Consider the following 14,749-nt stretch of genomic DNA (forward strand, 5'->3'; position numbering starts at 1 on the left):
CCACCCACCCGGATGGGATGATCGAGGCCTGATGTCCGACTCCGAGCGCACCCCCCTGCCCCTGGTCTTCGACGAGCCGCGTGGCCGCAAGAAGCCCCCGCGGCACCTCGCCGACCTCGCTCCCGACGAGCGGACGGCGTACGCCAAGGAGCTCGGCCTGCCCGGCTTCCGCGCCAAGCAGCTCGCGACGCACTACTTCGCCCGGCTCGTCGACGACCCCGCGGAGATGACCGACCTCCCGGCCGGGCAGCGCGAGGACCTGGTCGCCGGGCTGCTGCCGACGCTGATGACGCCGCTGCGCACCATGGAGGCCGACCGCGGCACCACCCGCAAGACGCTGTGGCGCCTCTTCGACGGCGCCCTGGTCGAGTCGGTGCTGATGCGCTACCCCGACCGGGCCACGATGTGCGTGTCGAGCCAGGCCGGCTGCGGCATGGCCTGCCCGTTCTGCGCCACGGGCCAGGGCGGTCTCCAGCGCAACATGTCGACCGCGGAGATCGTCGAGCAGGTCGTGGCCGGCGCACGGGCGCTGGCCCGCGACGAGGTGCCCGGCGGGCCGGGGCGCGTCTCCAACGTCGTGTTCATGGGCATGGGCGAGCCGCTGGCCAACTACAAGGCCGTGATCGGCGCCGTACGCCGGCTCACCGAGCCGACGCCCGACGGGCTCGGCATGAGTGCGCGCGGGGTCACGGTGTCCACGGTCGGGCTGGTGCCGCGGATGCTGCAGCTGGCCGAGGAGGGCATCCCGGTCACGCTGGCGCTGTCGCTGCACGCGCCCGACGACGAGCTCCGCAACGAGCTGGTCCCGATCAACACGCGCTACTCGGTCGCCGAGACCGTCGACGCCGCCTGGAACTACGCGCGCACCACCAAGCGCCGGGTCTCGATCGAGTACGCCATGATGCGCGGCATCAACGACCAGGCCTGGCGCGCCGACCTGCTCGGCGACGTGCTGCAGGAGCGCGGCGACTGGGGCTGGGTGCACGTCAACCTGATCCCGCTCAACCCCACGCCCGGCTCGAAGTGGACCGCCTCCGACCCGGCCGACGAGCGCGAGTTCGTCCGCCGCCTCGAGGCCAAGGGCATCCCGACCACGGTCCGCGACACCCGCGGCCGCGAGATCGACGGGGCCTGCGGCCAGCTGGCGGCCACGGAGGCATGACCCCGTCCGCGGCGGCCGTCGCCGCCGCGAGCGAGGCCTGGGTGTGGATCCCGGACGTGGCGATCACGGTCGAGGCCGACGAGTACCTGCTCGTGCGCTACCCCGACTGGTACGACGAGCCGCTGGTGCTCACCCGGGTGCGTCCGCGCCGCCCGACGGCGCAGGTACTCGACGAGGCGCTCGCCCGCGCCGCCGAGCTCGGTCCGCCGGAGGTCGTGTGCTGGGTGCGGCCCGACTCGGTCGCCGACCTCGAGCCGCTGCTCGCCGCTCGCGGCACCCTGGCGGAGACCGTCGACGTGCTCGCCCGGGGCCTCGGTGCGGAGCCCCCGGCGCCGGCGGCTCCTGGGGTCGAGCTGCGCTGGGTGGCGGACCTCGCGACGCTCCGCGACTTCGAGGCGGTCGGCGTCGAGGTGTTCGGAGGAGCCCTGCCCCCGCCCGGCCACCTCGAGCAGGAGGCCGCTCGCGCCGCCCTCGCGTTCGCGACCGGCGCCGCGGCCCGGCTGGTCGCCTACGTCGACGGCGGCCCCGTCGCCGCGGCCGGCGTCTCGCTCGTCGACGGCGTGGCCCGCCTCTGGGGTGGGGCCGTGCTCGAGCGGCACCGGGGGAGGGGCATCTACCGCACGCTGCTCGACCACCGGCTCGCCTGGAGCGCGGAGGGTGGAGCGGAGCTGGCCCTGGTCAAGGGGCGCGCGGCGACCTCCGGTCCGATCCTGCGCCGGGCGGGGTTCACGGCGTACGGCCAGGAGCGTGGCTACCGCCTGCGGCTCCCGAACCACCAAGGCTGACCGCCACACGGCATTCACGTGACGTTCGTGTCGGCATCCTCGCCTGTTCCGGGCGGGTCGGCATCGTCCGAGACGGCAGGACACCGTGTTGGAAAGGTTGCGCCATGCGACTCCGTCAGCACCGCTCCGCGCTCGTCGAGCTTCCCCAGACCCCCACCGACCGGCTCCGGGTGCTGGTGGTCGCTGAGTCGTTCCTCCCGCAGGTCAACGGCGTGACCAACTCGGTGCGCCGGGTGCTCGAGCACCTCGCCGCCGAGGGCCACCACGCCGAGCTGGTCGCACCCACCGGACCCCCGACGTACGCCGGGTTCCCCGTCACCCGGGCCCGTGGCGCCAGCCTGCCGTTCTACCGTGACTTCCGCATCGGCCTGGAGACCAGGGCGCGGCTGCGTGCGGTGATGCTGCGGTTCCGTCCCGACATCGTGCACGTGGCCTCGCCGGCCACGCTCGGCCACCAGGCGGTGCGCGCCGCCGAGGAGCTCGGCATCCCGACGGTCGCGATCTACCAGACCGACCTCGTGGGCTTCGCCGAGCGCTACGACATCGCCGGCGGGGTGCGGGCGATGGCCTACCTCACCCGCAGGATCCACCTCGGGGTCGACCGCACCCTCGCCCCGTCGTCGACCAGCCTCGCGCAGCTGGCCTCCCTCGGCATCCACGCCACCGCGCTGTGGCCCCGCGGCGTCGACCTCCAGCAGTTCCACCCGGTGCACCGGTCGCCGGAGCTCCGGCGCCGGATCGCCCCCGACGGCCGCCTGTTGGTCGGGTACGTCGGCCGGCTCGCACCCGAGAAGGAGCTCGACCTGCTCACCTGCCTCGCCGACGACCCCCGCTACGCGCTGGTGCTGGTCGGCGGGGGCCCCGAGGAGCGGCGGCTGCGGGAGCTGCTCCCCGGGGCCACGTTCCTGGGGGTGCTGCACGGCGAGGAGCTGGGCCGGGTCTACGCCTCGCTCGACGTGTTCGTGCACACGGGTCGCCACGAGACCTACTGCCAGTCGGCCCAGGAGGCGCTCGCCTCCGGGGTCCCGGTGGTCGCGCCGCGGGCCGGCGGACCGGTGGACGTGGTCGCCGACGGGGTGGCCGGCTTCCTCTACGAGCCCGGCAGCCGCGCCGAGTTGATGGCGTACGTCGACGCCCTCGCCTCCGACCGGCTGTTCCGGCGCCGGACCGGCCTGGCCGCGCGCCGCAGTGTCGCGACCCGCTCGTGGCAGGGCGTCAACGAGGCCCTGGTGGCCCACTACCGCGACGTGGTCGCGGTGCGGGCCGTCCAACGTCGCGTGGCCTGATCACTACCGGAGGAACCGGGGCGCCTTCACGACCAGCTCGACGTTGCGGGACTTGCGGGCCCCGCGCCGCTGGTTGCTCTGCTCCTGCCAGTCGTTCGCGCCGAGCTCGCGGGACAGGCCGGCGAGCTGCACCGGGTCGGTGAGGTCGCCGTTGAACGCGAGCGAGCCGCCGTGGTCGACCATCGTGGCGAAGATGGAGACGGTACCGTCCCTGTTGTCGGTGATCTCCAGCAGCCGGGACTGCTGCGGCCAGTCGATGTGCGAGGCGGTGTTGATCTCCCAGAACCCGCCCACGACCTTGCCCTTCTCCTTGCGGGGGTGGGCCCAGATGTGGTTGGTGTGGGTGTGGCCGTTGACCCACGCGATCACGTTCGGGGACGCCGCGAGCGTGCGGGCGATCCGGCCCGCGAGCGAGGTGTCCTCGAACGACGCCAGCGGGTGGTGGCTGGCGACGACGACGAGCTTGCGGCGGCTCTGGTCGAGGACCTTCTTCAGCCACTGGAACTGCACGGTGCCCAGGGCGCCCTTGTCGCCGAACCGGGAGACGGTGTCGAGGACGACGAAGCGGACCTTGCCCTGGTCGAACGTGTAGTACGCGGTCTTCTTGGCGACGTTCTCGGCGGTGAAGCCGTGCCCCTCGGGCAGACCTGTCGTCGTGAAGTGCTCCTGGACCCACTCCACCCGCTCGAGCAGCCGCCGGTTGGGGTCGGCGGTGACGGTACGGGGGCCCTTGGTGGTCTTCTTGACGGTGCCGATGGCGACCGCTTTGTAGCTCTCGTCGACGGGCCAGTTGCCCTGCACGAGCCCGTCGTGGTTGCCCATCGCGGCGTACCACGGCATGTCGAGGCCGGCCGCCTCGAACGGCTGCCGGGCCGCGTCGAGGAGGCCCGGGATCGTCGGGAACCCGTGCTTGGCCCGGGGGTCGTCGTCGACCTTGCCCGCCGGGGTGCCGTCCGGGTGCCAGAAGACGACGTCATAGAAGTCGGGGTCCTGATCCATGACGCCCTCGTACTTGGAGGGGTCGCCGGAGTCGACGGTGACGGTCCCGCCGTCCAGGATGTCGATGTTCCAGCGGATCTCGTTGTACTGCGTCGAGTCCGAGTTGTCGCCGGTCTGGATCGCGAACGCCAGCTTGCGGCCGGTGACCGGGCCCGCACCGATCGCGTTGATCTCGCGGGCCATCGCGTCGGCCACGTGACCGCTGAGGATCTCCTGCGGCCGGTAGGCGCTGCTGCTGACCTTCTCGCCGAGCTCCAGGCGGATCGGTGACTGGGCGTCGATGATGTGGACGTCGCTCAGCTGGGCGAACGCGAGCAGCGGCCGGCGCCGGCGAGCGCGTCCCTTCTGGGCGGCGGCGCCGAGCCCGGCGCGGACGAGGTGCTTCTCCCCGGGGCCGGTGACGACCGGGCGCCACCCGGTCGTGGGGTCGGGGGTGCCGCGCAGGAGCACGGTGGCGCGGGTGGTGGTGGCACGGGCGGCCCGGGCGGCCGGCCCGGTGCCGGCGACGGCGTCGGCCGAGAGGCCACCGAGACCGCCGAGGGCAGCGGCGCCGCCGACGGCGGCGGCTGAGCGGAAGAGGTCGCGACGGGAGATCTGCATCGCGTCAATCTAGGCTCCCGGCCGCGTTCACGTCCCCGAAACAAGCAGGTTCGCCGCCGCCTCCCACGTGTCGACGAGGTGCACGTGGTGCTCCATGGGGCGGCCGAGCGCGAGCGCCCTGAGCAGCGGCCAGGCCGGGAGCTCCTCGGTCCAGTAGTGCACGCCGACCAGGACCATCGGCGCGACCGAGGACTCGTCGGCGTAGAAGTTCTCGCAGGCGTCCTGGAAGATCTCCTGGACGGTCCCTCCGAAGCCCGGCAGGAACACGATGCCGGCGTCGCAGACCTCCAGCAGCGTCGCCTCGCGCGTGGAGTTGCGGAAGTACTTCGCGATCGCCGTCGCGAACACGTTGGGCGGCTCGTGGCCGTAGTGCCAGGTCGGGATGCCCAGCGACTCGCTGCCGCCCGGGAACCGGTCGAGGACCGCGAACGCCTGGTCCGCCCAGGCTCCGATCGAGGGCCGGTACGACGGGACCGCGGACAGGAGCGCCAGCGCGTCGTCGAGCGCGGCGGTCGGGTCGGCCTGGCGGGCGAGCCACGCGCCGAGGTTCGCGGCCTCCATGGCGCCGGGACCACCGCCGGTCGCGACCGTGAGCGAGCGGCCGAGGGCCGCGCCCAGCCGGGCCGCGTCCGCGAATCCGGGTGCGTCGCGGTCGGCCGTGTGCCGGCCCATCACGCCGACCAGCCGGCGCCCCTCGATCCACGACTCCAGGGCCACGTCCACGGCGTGGTCGTGCAGCGCCCTGGCCAGGGCCTTGTCGCGGGTCGACGGCCGCTGCGACCAGGCGTAGGCCCGCGCGTCGAGCGAGTCGGCGTAGTCGGGGACGTCGTACAGCTCGTCGGGGGTGTAGAGCGTGGTGCGCGCCGTGTCCACCGGCGCCGCCGCCGTGGCCGGCAGCACGAGGCCGCCGGCGGCGCGCACCATCGTCTCGTCGCCCGGTGCGAACGTGCAGCCGAGGAACGTCGCCCCCGCCAGCCGGACGCCGGCCAGCTCGGCGTGCCGGTCCGAGAGGTCCACGCCGCGGACCCGCCACCCGCGCAGCGAGGTCGCCCCGGCGGCCAGGCGGTGGTCGAGCTCCGCGAGGGTCTCGACGTGGACGACGCGGCCGCGGGTGCGTTTCACGGGCCGAATCTACGTCGACCCGCCCGAGAATCTCAGGCGGGTCGACGTGGATCGCTAGAAGGCGTGGGCGAGGAGCTCGCCGAACAGGTCGTGCTCGTCGACCCCGAGCCCGCGGGCCCGGAACCACCCGACGACGTTCGTGCAGTCGCGCATCAGGAAGTCCGTGCCGGCCGGGTTGCCGACCAGGTCCACGACCTGGGGAAGGTCGATGATCACGAGCCGGTCGCCGGCCGCGAGGATGTTGTACGGCGACAGGTCGCCGTGCACCACCCCGTGCCGCGCGAGCTCGGACATCGCCTCGCGCAGCTGCTCGTAGTACGACTCGAGCAGCGGCCGGTCCGGCCGGGTCTGGGCGAGCCGGGGCGCGGTCTCGACGCCGTCCTCGCCCTCGACGGTGATCCACTCCATGAGCAGCTCGGTGCCGTCGAGCTGGACCGGGTAGGGGACCGGCAGCCCGAGCCTGTGGCAGCGCACCAGCGCCTCCCACTCGGCCCACGCCCACTGGCCCGCGGCCACGGCGCGACCGTGGGCGGACTTCTTGGCCAGCGCGCGGGCGTCGCGCGTGTTGCGGGTCTTGCGGCCCTCGGTGTAGGCCGTGGACCGGTGGAACGTGCGGTGGTCGTCGCCGCGGTAGCGCTTGGCCACCATCACGACGGACTGGCCGGTGGGGTCGTCGAGGTCCTCGCTGCCGGGGACGGCGCGCTCGAGCAGGAACGCGTCGGCCTCCTTGCCGGTCTTGAGGATGCCGAGCTCGGTGTCGACCGCGGCCTGCGAGGTCACCACCCAGTCCGGACGCGGCTCCGGGCCGCGGCAGAGCGGCTCGACGCTGAGCCAGGTCGACCAGCGTTGGGTGTCGTCGTCGAGGTCGTCGTACGCCGTGAAGTCGAAGACGAAGGAGGGGTCGAGGTCAGGCGGGTACTGCGAGGTGTGCTGCGTGAGGTCGTGAGACATCGCGGTGGGTGCTCCAGGAGTTCGAGAGGACATGGTCTGCGGACAGGCCAAGGACAGTCGTCGACATGTCACGCTCCTCTCGCTCGGGCACCCGGCAGCTGCCGGACGGCTGGAACGAGTCTCCGGGCCGCGCCCTGCCGCCCGCAACCGAATAACGGCGACGTCTCGCTCGGCAGTGCCGTGTCGCCCCTCGTGCGGCGCTCGGTAGGTTGCAGCCGTGCCCCTCCGTCGCCTGGCCGCGCTGACCGCCGTCGTCGCGCTCGCCGTCCCGCTCGTCTCGTCCGCGGCCGCGTCCGAGTCCTCGTCCGCGTCCGCGGGCCGGGCCGAGGCGCCGCACGGATCCGCCGGCGTCGGCGACCCCTACTTCCCGCTGGACGGCAACGGCGGCATCGACGTCCGCGCCTACGACGTCCACGACCGCTACCGCTTCTCCGAGGGACGGCTGTCCGGGTGGACCGCGGTGCGGCTGACCGCGACCAAGGCGATCTCGGGGTTCAACCTGGACTTCCTGCTGCCGGTGTCACGGGTCGAGGTCGACGGTCGGCGGGTGCACTTCGACCAGCGCCACCACGAGCTCTCGATCGACGCGCCCCTCGCGGACGGCGAGTCGGCGCGGGTGGTGGTGCGGTACTCCGGGCTGCCGGGGCGCTACTCCTACGCCGGGGAGAGTAACTGGCTCGCCGACGACCACGAGGTCGTCGCGATGAACCAGCCGCACATGGCGCCGTGGTGGTTCCCCGCCAACGACCACCCGCTCGACAGGTCGCTGATGCGGATCTCGATCACGGTGCCGAGCGACAGGCAGGTGGTGGCCAACGGGCGCCGCGTCCAGCGCACCGTCCGGGGCGGGCTCGCCACGACGACGTGGCAGGCGGACGAGCCGATGGTGCCCTACCTGGCGTTCTTCGCGGCCGGGTCGTTCGAGATCGCGAGGGGCCGGGCCGACGGACGTCGCTGGGTCGTCGCGGTCTCGAAGGGTCTCGGTACGGCGTCGCAGCGCGTCGCGATGGGACTGATGAGGCAGACCCCGGCGCTGGTCCACTGGCTGGAGGGCGTCATCGGGACCTACCCGTTCCGCCAGGTCGGCGGCCTCACGACGAGCCTGCCGGTCGGCTTCGCGCTGGAGAACCAGACTCGGCCGACGTACCCCTTCATGGGCGACAGCCCGGGCGCGGTGCGGACGGTCGTCCACGAGCTCGCGCACCAGTGGTTCGGCGACTCGGTGGCGATCGAGGGCTGGCGGGACATCTGGCTCAACGAGGGCTGGGCGACCTACCTCGAGGACTACTACACCGAGACCCACGGCGGTCCGATGACCGACGAGCTGATGCGCGACGCGTACGGCGACATCCCCGCCGGCGACTCGTTCTGGAACCACGAGGTCGCGGACCCGTGTCCCGACCACGATGCGTGCGTGGGGCCGATCTTCGCCGACTTCGTCTACGACCGCGGCGGCATGGCGCTCTCGGCACTGCGCAACCGGATCGGCGACCGCGACTTCTCGACGCTGCTGCGCCGGTGGGCCGCCGACCGGGCCGGCGGCAACGGCAACACCGACCAGTTCCAGGCCCTCGCCGAGAAGGTCAGCGGCCAGGACCTCGGCTCGTTCTTCGACGCCTGGGTGCGGTCGCCGAGCAAGCCCGCCGACACGGTCGCCAACGGGCTCGGGTAGCGACCCGCCGTCAGTGCACGAGCGGCGAGACGATCCTGCCCACCACGCTGGGCAGCCGCGTCACCGACTCCTCCGCGTCCGCGAGCGTCATCGCCCGCAGGCCGAGGTTGATCCCCAGCCAGCGCAGCGGCTCCGGCTCCCAGGCGGGGGAGCGGTGCCCGACCCACGGCAGCCGGGTCAGCTCGGTGTCGTGGCCGAGCACGAGGTCGCGCAGCGTGCGGCCGGCCAGGTTGGTCGTGCTCACCCCGTCGCCGACGTACCCGCCGGCCCAGGCGAGCCCGGTCTGGCGGTCCAGCCCCACGGAGGCGCACCAGTCCCGCGGGATGCCGAGCGCGCCACCCCACGCGTGCGTCACGCGGGTGCCGGCGAGCACCGGGAACAGGTCGACGAGCGTCGCGTAGAGCCGCGCGAACACGGCCTCGTCGCGGTCGTACTCCGGCCGGATCCGCGAGCCGAGGTGGTACGGCGCTCCGCGGCCGCCGAAGACCAGCCGGTCGTCGGCGGTGCGCTGCCCGTAGACGATCAGGTGCCGGTGGTCGGTGAACGTCTCGCGCCGGGCGAGCCCGATCTCGTCCCAGACGGCGGGCGGGAGCGGCTCGGTGGCGATGATGAGGGAGTAGACCGGCACCAGCGTCCGCTCCTCGCCGCGCAGGCCGGGCGTGTAGCCCTCGGTCGCGCGCACCACGGTCGCCGCCCGCACGTCGCCGTCGGTGGTGTGCGCCCGGCCCGGCGCGATCGCCCGCACCCGGGTCTGCTCGTGGATGGTGACGCCGCGGCGCTCGACGGCCTCGGCGAGGCCCCGCACGAGGCGCGCGGGGTGCAGCGCCGCGCAGTCGGGGGTGTACGTCGCGCCGACGGTCCGGCTGCCGCGCAGCACCGATGTCGCCTCCGCCCGGTCGAGCAGCCGCAGGTCGTCCTCGCCGCGGTCCCAGCGCCGCGCCTCGGCGACCTCGGCGCGCGCCCGGCGCCACTGGGCCCGGCTGCGGGCCAGAGCGATCGTCCCGCCCTTGGCGATGTGCGCGTCGATGCCCTCCGCGGCCGCGACCCTGACCACCTCGTCGACGGTCTCGCGCATCGCCCGGTGCTGGGCGAGCGCGCGCTCGCGGTCGGCGAGCCCGGCGAGCGTGGACAGCGACGCCGGGAACAGCGCCGAGCACCAGCCCCCGTTGCGTCCCGAGGCGCCGAAGCCCGCGGTCTCGGCCTCCAGCACCACGATCCGCAGGCTCGGGTCGGCCTCGGCCAGGTAGTACGCCGTCCAGAGCCCGGTGAAGCCCGCGCCGACGATCGCGACGTCGGCGTCCACGTCGGAGCCGAGCGCGGGTCGTGGCGTCCAGTCGGTGTCGACGGTGTCGTGCCAGAGCGAGAGGCGCTCCCAGTGGGGATCGGTGCGGTGCTTCAGCGCACACCCCAGGAGTAGGTCTGCTTGCGCAGCTGCAGGTACATGAACGTCTCGGTCATCGCGACGCCGTCGATCGCGCGGATCCGGCCGGAGATCAGCTCGAGCAGGTGCTCGTCGCTCTCGCACACCACCTCCACGAGCAGGTCGTAGGAGCCGGCGGTGACGACGACGTAGTCGACCTCGTCGAGCGCGGCGATCGCGTCCGCCACCGACTCGAGCTGGCCGGCCACCCGGACCCCGACCATCGCCTGGCGGGCGAAGCCCATCTGGAGTGGGTCCGTGACCGCGACCACCTGCATGACCCCCGCCTCGATCAGGCGCTGGACTCGCTGTCGGACGGCTGCCTCGGACAGCCCGACGACCTTGCCGATGGCCGCATAGGAGCGTCGCCCGTCCTGCTGGAGCTGCTCGATGATGGCCTTGGACACCTGGTCGAGGTGGAAGACGGTCTGGGTGTCGCGGGAGCTCCTGGTCACCGGCCGATACTGACAGGCGACGGCGGTCGGCGCCAAGGTCCGGGGTCCACATGGGATTTCGTTGCAAGTGTGTTTCCGATCAACGGTTTCCCTTGTCGGGGGGCCGTTGCTCTGCAACTATCCACGCCTAGGGGCCCTTCAACCTGCAGGAGGTAGTTGCATGTCGGAACCGGCGAGCATGGTGCGGATGGGTCGGGGCGGAGGGGTGCTCGCCGGGGCTTCCGCAGGGGTGGGCCGCCGTTCGTTCCTCCGGGGCGCCTCGTTGGCCGCGATGGCGGTCGGGGTGCCCGGCCTGCTCTCGGCCTGCGGCACCGGAGGGGCCAAGGTGGAGGCGGACACGTGCACGAGCACCGATCTCAGTGCGAAGGAGAAGTCGATCGTCTTCTCGAACTGGATCGGCTATGTCGATCCGGTGAAGGCGAAGGACACCTCCACCCTCGAGAAGTTCCAGCAGGAGACCGGCATCACCGTCGACTACAAGAACGGTGACGTCAACGACAACGAGCAGTTCTTCGCCAAGGTCTCGCCCCAGCTGGGCGACTGTCGCTCGACGGGACGGGACGTCTTCGTGGTGACCGACTACATGGCCGCCCGGATGATCGAGCTGAACTGGGTCCAGAAGCTGGACCACGACAAGATCCCGAACGTGGACGCGAACCTGCTCGAGTCGCTGAGGTCGCCGAGCTGGGACCCGAACCGCGACTACAGCGTCCCGTGGCAGAGCGGCATGACCGGCATCTGCTACAACTCCGAGCTGACCGACCCGGTCACCAGCTTCGAGGACCTGCTGACCCGGCCCGACCTCAAGGGCAAGGTCGAGCTGCTCACCGAGATGCGGGACACGATGCTCTTCATGCTCCTGCTCGAGGGCAGCGACCCCGCGGACTTCACCGACGACGAGTTCTCTGCTGCGATCGACCGGCTGCAAGGCTACGTCGACTCCGGCCAGGTGCGCCGGTTCGCGGGCAACGACTACGTCGACGACATGAAGTCGGGCGACATCGTGGCCTGCGAGGCCTGGAGCGGGGATGTCATCAACCTGCTGGGTGGCGGCAAGTACAAGTGGGTGCCGCCCTCGGAGGGCTTCGCGATCTGGACCGACAACATGCTGGTCCCCAACAAGGCGGAGCACAAGGCGAACGTCGAGGAGCTGATGAACTTCTACTACGACCCGGTCAACGCGGCGAAACTGGCCGCCTGGAACTACTACCTCTGCCCGGTCGAGGGTGCTCAGCAGGAGATCGCCCAGTTCGACAAGTCCGCTGCCAAGAGCGACTTCATCTTCCCCTCGGCCGAGACGCTGGCCGCCGGCCACCAGTTCATGCCGCTCAGCGGTGACCAGGAGCGGGACTTCCAGCGCCAGTTCAACGAGGTCATGGGTGGCTGAGAACGAAGCGGACGCGGGCAAGGACCTGCGCCTGGAGCGCCTCACGAAGCGCTTCGGCGACTTCGTCGCCGTGGACGACCTGACCCTGACGGTGCCGCGCGGATCGTTCTTCGCGCTCCTGGGTCCCTCCGGCTGCGGCAAGACCACGACCCTGCGAATGGTGGCGGGCCTGGAGGATCCGAGTGCCGGCCGCGTGCTCATCGGCGACCAGGACATCACCCACCTGCGGCCGTACAAGCGACCGGTCAACACGGTGTTCCAGTCCTACGCGCTGTTCCCCCACCTCTCCATCTTCGAGAACGTCGCCTTCGGCCTGCGGAGGCGCGGCGTCAAGGACTACCAGCAGAAGACCCGCGACATGCTGGAGCTCGTGCAGCTCGGACCCTACGGCGATCGCAAGCCGGCCCAGCTCTCCGGGGGGCAGCAACAGCGCGTGGCGCTCGGTCGGGCGCTCATCAACGAGCCCGGCGTGCTCCTCCTCGACGAGCCGCTCGGCGCGCTCGACCTCAAGCTGCGCCGGCAGATGCAGATCGAGCTCAAGCGGATCCAGACCGAGATCGACGTCACCTTCGTCCACGTCACGCACGACCAGGAGGAGGCCATGACCATGGCCGACACGATCGCGGTGATGAACCACGGGGTGATCGAGCAGATGGGCGCTCCCGCGGACCTCTACGAGAACCCGGTGACGACGTTCGTGGCGAACTTCCTGGGCCAGTCCAATCTGATCAAGACCAACGTCATCGGGACGTCCGGCGGGGAGATCGTGCTCGACTGCCACGGGCAGAAGCTCGCGGTGGCCGCAGCGCGCTCCCACGCCGACGGCCGGTCGGCCTGGCTCGGGGTCCGACCGGAGAAGATCTACGCGTCGGTGGCCGGCGTCGAGGACCGCACCGACGCCGACGTTCTGACCGGCGGCCGGGTCACCGACGTCAGCTTCATCGGCGTGAGCACGCAGTACCTCGTCGCGATGCCGTGGGGCCAGGAGCTGATGGTCTTCGAGCAGAACACGGGGAGCCGGCCCTCGTTCCGCAACGGGGACGAGGTGGACCTGATGTGGGCCCCGGACCACGCCTTCCTGCTCGACGCAGACCAGGACGCGCACGCCGGCATGATGCGACCGGAGGACCGCGAGTGAGCGCAGCGCCTCCCTCGCCCGCCCCCCGAGCCGCCGTCGACGGCGAGACGAGCCGCCGCCGGGGGCTGGGCTGGCTGCTGCTGGTGCCGGGCATGCTCTGGCTGGCGGTGTTCTTCCTCTTCCCGACGATCCAGCTCTTCTTCACCTCCCTCTACGACCCGAGCGGCTCGTACGAGCAGGGCTACACCATGACGTGGCACGTGATGAACTACGTCGACGCGGTCACGGACACCTGGAACCTGTTCGTGAGGTCCTTCGCGTACGCCGGCATCGCCACCGTCGTCTGCCTGGCCTTGTCCTACCCGTTGGCGTACGCGATCGCGTTCAAGGCCGGCCGCTGGAAGAACTTCCTGCTCGTGCTCGTGATCGCGCCGTTCTTCACCAGCTTCCTGCTGCGCACCCTCGCCTGGCGGACGATCCTCTCCGACCAGGGACCCGTGACGAGCTTCCTGCAGACGATCGCGGTGCTCCCGGACGACGGCCGGCTGCTGGCCACGCCGGTTGCGGTGATCGCCGGGCTGGTCTACAACTTCATGCCGTTCATGACCCTGCCGCTGTACGCCTCGCTCGACAAGGTGGACCACCGCCTGATCGAGGCAGCCGGCGATCTGTACTCCAGCCCGATCGCCGGGTTCCGCCGGGTCACCTTCCCACTCTCGCTGCCCGGCGTGGTGTCCGGCACGCTGCTGACCTTCATCCCGGCGTGCGGCGACTACATCAACGCCGAGCTGCTGGGGACGCCCAAGCAGTACATGGTCGGCAACCGCATCCAGTCGGCGTTCCTCACCGAGCACAACTACCCGCTGGCGGCGAGCCTGTCATTGATCCTGATGGCCGTGGTCGTGGTCATGGTGGTGCTCTACATCCGCAGGGCCGGCACGGAGGACCTCGTCTGATGACCGGCAGCCTCGCGTCGCGGGAGCGCGCCACCGCCGCAGTCCCGCCGCCCCCGGCGCGCCGACCTGCCGGGCGCTGGCTCGCGGACCACCTTGTCCTGCTGCTGGGGATCCTGGTCCTCGTCTACATGTTCGTGCCGATCGGCTACATCTTCGCGCTGTCGTTCAACCAGCCGAGCGGGCGCGGAGCCACCGCGGAGTTCGAGTCGTTCACCTGGAGCAACTGGGGCTCCGTGTGCGAGCCCGAGGGACTGTGCGAGTCGCTCAAGCTGAGCTTCGCCGTGAGCCTCACCGCCACCGTGCTCGCCACCCTGCTCGGCACGCTCATGGCGTTCGCGCTGGTGCGGCACTCCTTCCGCGGACGCTCCGCCTCGAACCTGCTGATCTTCCTGCCGATGGCCACCCCCGAGGTCGTCATGGGCTCCTCGCTGCTCGCGATGTTCGTGTCGCTGGGCTTCGACGGCGTGCTCGGCTTCGTCACGATCGTGATCGCGCACGTGATGTTCTGCCTCTCGTTCGTCGTGGTCACCGTCAAGGCGCGGCTCGTCGGGATGGACGCGCGGCTCGAGCAGGCGGCGATGGACCTGTACGCGAACGAGTGGCAGACCTTCCGGCTGGTCACGCTCCCGCTGGCGATGCCCGGCATCGTCGCAGCGGCGCTACTGTCCTTCACCTTGTCCTTCGACGACTTCATCGTCACCAACTTCACCGCCGGACAGTCGGTGACCTTCCCGCTCTACGTCTACGGCGCGAAGCTCAAGGACTTCCCACCGCAGCTCTTCGTCGTCGGCTCGGCGATGTTCTTGGTCTCCTTCGCGGTCGTGATCGCCGCAGAGCTCTGGCGACGCCGCCGGTCGACCTGGAGCCGCTGAGGTG

General features: G+C 71.5%; 13 protein-coding genes. 8 read left to right on the forward strand and 5 right to left on the reverse strand.

The features are described from left to right. Positions 1-31 precede the first annotated feature (31 nt). The 3 genes from rlmN to QQZ14_RS24005 all read left to right on the forward strand — a co-directional run bounded on the left by rlmN (position 32) and on the right by QQZ14_RS24005 (position 3,233). Positions 32-1,162, forward strand: coding sequence for a 23S rRNA (adenine(2503)-C(2))-methyltransferase RlmN (gene rlmN / locus QQZ14_RS23995; protein WP_284536958.1), 1,131 nt, complete (start codon positions 32-34; stop codon positions 1,160-1,162). Next, the gene (locus QQZ14_RS24000; RefSeq protein ID WP_284536959.1) at positions 1,159-1,947 is read left to right on the forward strand and encodes a GNAT family N-acetyltransferase; all 789 of its coding nucleotides are present in this window, start codon (positions 1,159-1,161) and stop codon (positions 1,945-1,947) included. The genes rlmN and QQZ14_RS24000 overlap by 4 nt, the downstream gene beginning before the upstream one ends. A 104-nt stretch (positions 1,948-2,051) precedes the next feature. Continuing rightward, a complete protein-coding gene (locus tag QQZ14_RS24005; protein WP_284536960.1) occupies positions 2,052-3,233 on the forward strand; it encodes a glycosyltransferase family 4 protein in 1,182 nt (393 codons plus the stop codon). Between the two features lie 3 nt (positions 3,234-3,236). On the opposite strand, the gene QQZ14_RS24010 is transcribed toward QQZ14_RS24005, so the two are convergent. The 3 genes from QQZ14_RS24010 to QQZ14_RS24020 are packed head-to-tail and all read right to left on the reverse strand — an operon-like array spanning position 3,237 to position 6,905. After that, positions 3,237-4,832 carry a metallophosphoesterase gene (locus QQZ14_RS24010; RefSeq protein ID WP_284536961.1) on the reverse strand — a complete coding sequence of 532 codons (1,596 nt, stop codon included), beginning with the start codon at positions 4,830-4,832 and terminating at the stop codon, positions 3,237-3,239. Between the two features lie 27 nt (positions 4,833-4,859). Further along, on the reverse strand, positions 4,860-5,954 hold the full coding sequence (locus tag QQZ14_RS24015; RefSeq protein ID WP_284536962.1) for an LOG family protein: 1,095 nt from the start codon (positions 5,952-5,954) through the stop codon (positions 4,860-4,862). A 54-nt stretch (positions 5,955-6,008) separates the two neighbouring features. Then, entirely contained in the window at positions 6,009-6,905 is an 897-nt protein-coding gene (locus tag QQZ14_RS24020; RefSeq protein WP_284536963.1) for a serine protein kinase RIO, read from the reverse strand. Positions 6,906-7,122: 217 nt separating this feature from the next. Between QQZ14_RS24020 and QQZ14_RS24025 the strand changes: the two genes are divergently transcribed. After that, on the forward strand, positions 7,123-8,577 hold the full coding sequence (locus QQZ14_RS24025; RefSeq protein WP_284536964.1) for a M1 family metallopeptidase: 1,455 nt from the start codon (positions 7,123-7,125) through the stop codon (positions 8,575-8,577). Between the two features lie 10 nt (positions 8,578-8,587). Here the strand turns inward: QQZ14_RS24025 and QQZ14_RS24030 are convergent, their stop codons facing one another. Both QQZ14_RS24030 and QQZ14_RS24035 read right to left on the reverse strand, forming a co-directional pair. Next, the gene (locus QQZ14_RS24030; RefSeq protein WP_284536965.1) at positions 8,588-9,880 is read right to left on the reverse strand and encodes an NAD(P)/FAD-dependent oxidoreductase; all 1,293 of its coding nucleotides are present in this window, start codon (positions 9,878-9,880) and stop codon (positions 8,588-8,590) included. 92 nt (positions 9,881-9,972) lie between these two features. Then, complete coding sequence (locus tag QQZ14_RS24035) at positions 9,973-10,452, reverse strand: Lrp/AsnC family transcriptional regulator (protein WP_284536966.1); 480 nt, start codon at positions 10,450-10,452, stop codon at positions 9,973-9,975. Between the two features lie 160 nt (positions 10,453-10,612). Between QQZ14_RS24035 and QQZ14_RS24040 the strand changes: the two genes are divergently transcribed. Genes QQZ14_RS24040 through QQZ14_RS24055 form a run of 4 tightly spaced genes read left to right on the forward strand, consistent with a single transcriptional unit; the run spans position 10,613 to position 14,745 of the window. Further along, the gene (locus QQZ14_RS24040; protein ID WP_284536967.1) at positions 10,613-11,839 is read left to right on the forward strand and encodes an ABC transporter substrate-binding protein; all 1,227 of its coding nucleotides are present in this window, start codon (positions 10,613-10,615) and stop codon (positions 11,837-11,839) included. Then, the gene (locus QQZ14_RS24045; protein WP_284536968.1) at positions 11,832-12,977 is read left to right on the forward strand and encodes an ABC transporter ATP-binding protein; all 1,146 of its coding nucleotides are present in this window, start codon (positions 11,832-11,834) and stop codon (positions 12,975-12,977) included. Before QQZ14_RS24040 ends, QQZ14_RS24045 begins: the two co-directional genes overlap by 8 nt. Next, on the forward strand, positions 12,974-13,873 hold the full coding sequence (locus tag QQZ14_RS24050) for an ABC transporter permease (RefSeq protein ID WP_284536969.1): 900 nt from the start codon (positions 12,974-12,976) through the stop codon (positions 13,871-13,873). Before QQZ14_RS24045 ends, QQZ14_RS24050 begins: the two co-directional genes overlap by 4 nt. Beyond that, complete coding sequence (locus tag QQZ14_RS24055) at positions 13,873-14,745, forward strand: ABC transporter permease (protein WP_284536970.1); 873 nt, start codon at positions 13,873-13,875, stop codon at positions 14,743-14,745. Before QQZ14_RS24050 ends, QQZ14_RS24055 begins: the two co-directional genes overlap by 1 nt. Positions 14,746-14,749: the final 4 nt, after the last annotated feature.

Origin of the sequence: Nocardioides sp. T2.26MG-1 (assembly GCF_950101795.1) — a bacterium.
In the GTDB taxonomy this organism is placed as follows: domain Bacteria; phylum Actinomycetota; class Actinomycetes; order Propionibacteriales; family Nocardioidaceae; genus Nocardioides.

What these genes read in the sequence shown, in the direction of transcription:
- rlmN (WP_284536958.1), top strand. Translation starts at nt 32, where the DNA reads ATGTCCGACTCCGAGCGCACCCCCCTGCCCCTGGTCTTCGACGAGCCG.
- QQZ14_RS24000 (WP_284536959.1), top strand. Translation starts at nt 1,159, where the DNA reads ATGACCCCGTCCGCGGCGGCCGTCGCCGCCGCGAGCGAGGCCTGGGTG.
- QQZ14_RS24005 (WP_284536960.1), top strand. Translation starts at nt 2,052, where the DNA reads ATGCGACTCCGTCAGCACCGCTCCGCGCTCGTCGAGCTTCCCCAGACC.
- QQZ14_RS24010 (WP_284536961.1), bottom strand. Translation starts at nt 4,832, where the DNA reads ATGCAGATCTCCCGTCGCGACCTCTTCCGCTCAGCCGCCGCCGTCGGC.
- QQZ14_RS24020 (WP_284536963.1), bottom strand. Translation starts at nt 6,905, where the DNA reads ATGTCTCACGACCTCACGCAGCACACCTCGCAGTACCCGCCTGACCTC.
- QQZ14_RS24040 (WP_284536967.1), top strand. Translation starts at nt 10,613, where the DNA reads ATGTCGGAACCGGCGAGCATGGTGCGGATGGGTCGGGGCGGAGGGGTG.
- QQZ14_RS24055 (WP_284536970.1), top strand. Translation starts at nt 13,873, where the DNA reads ATGACCGGCAGCCTCGCGTCGCGGGAGCGCGCCACCGCCGCAGTCCCG.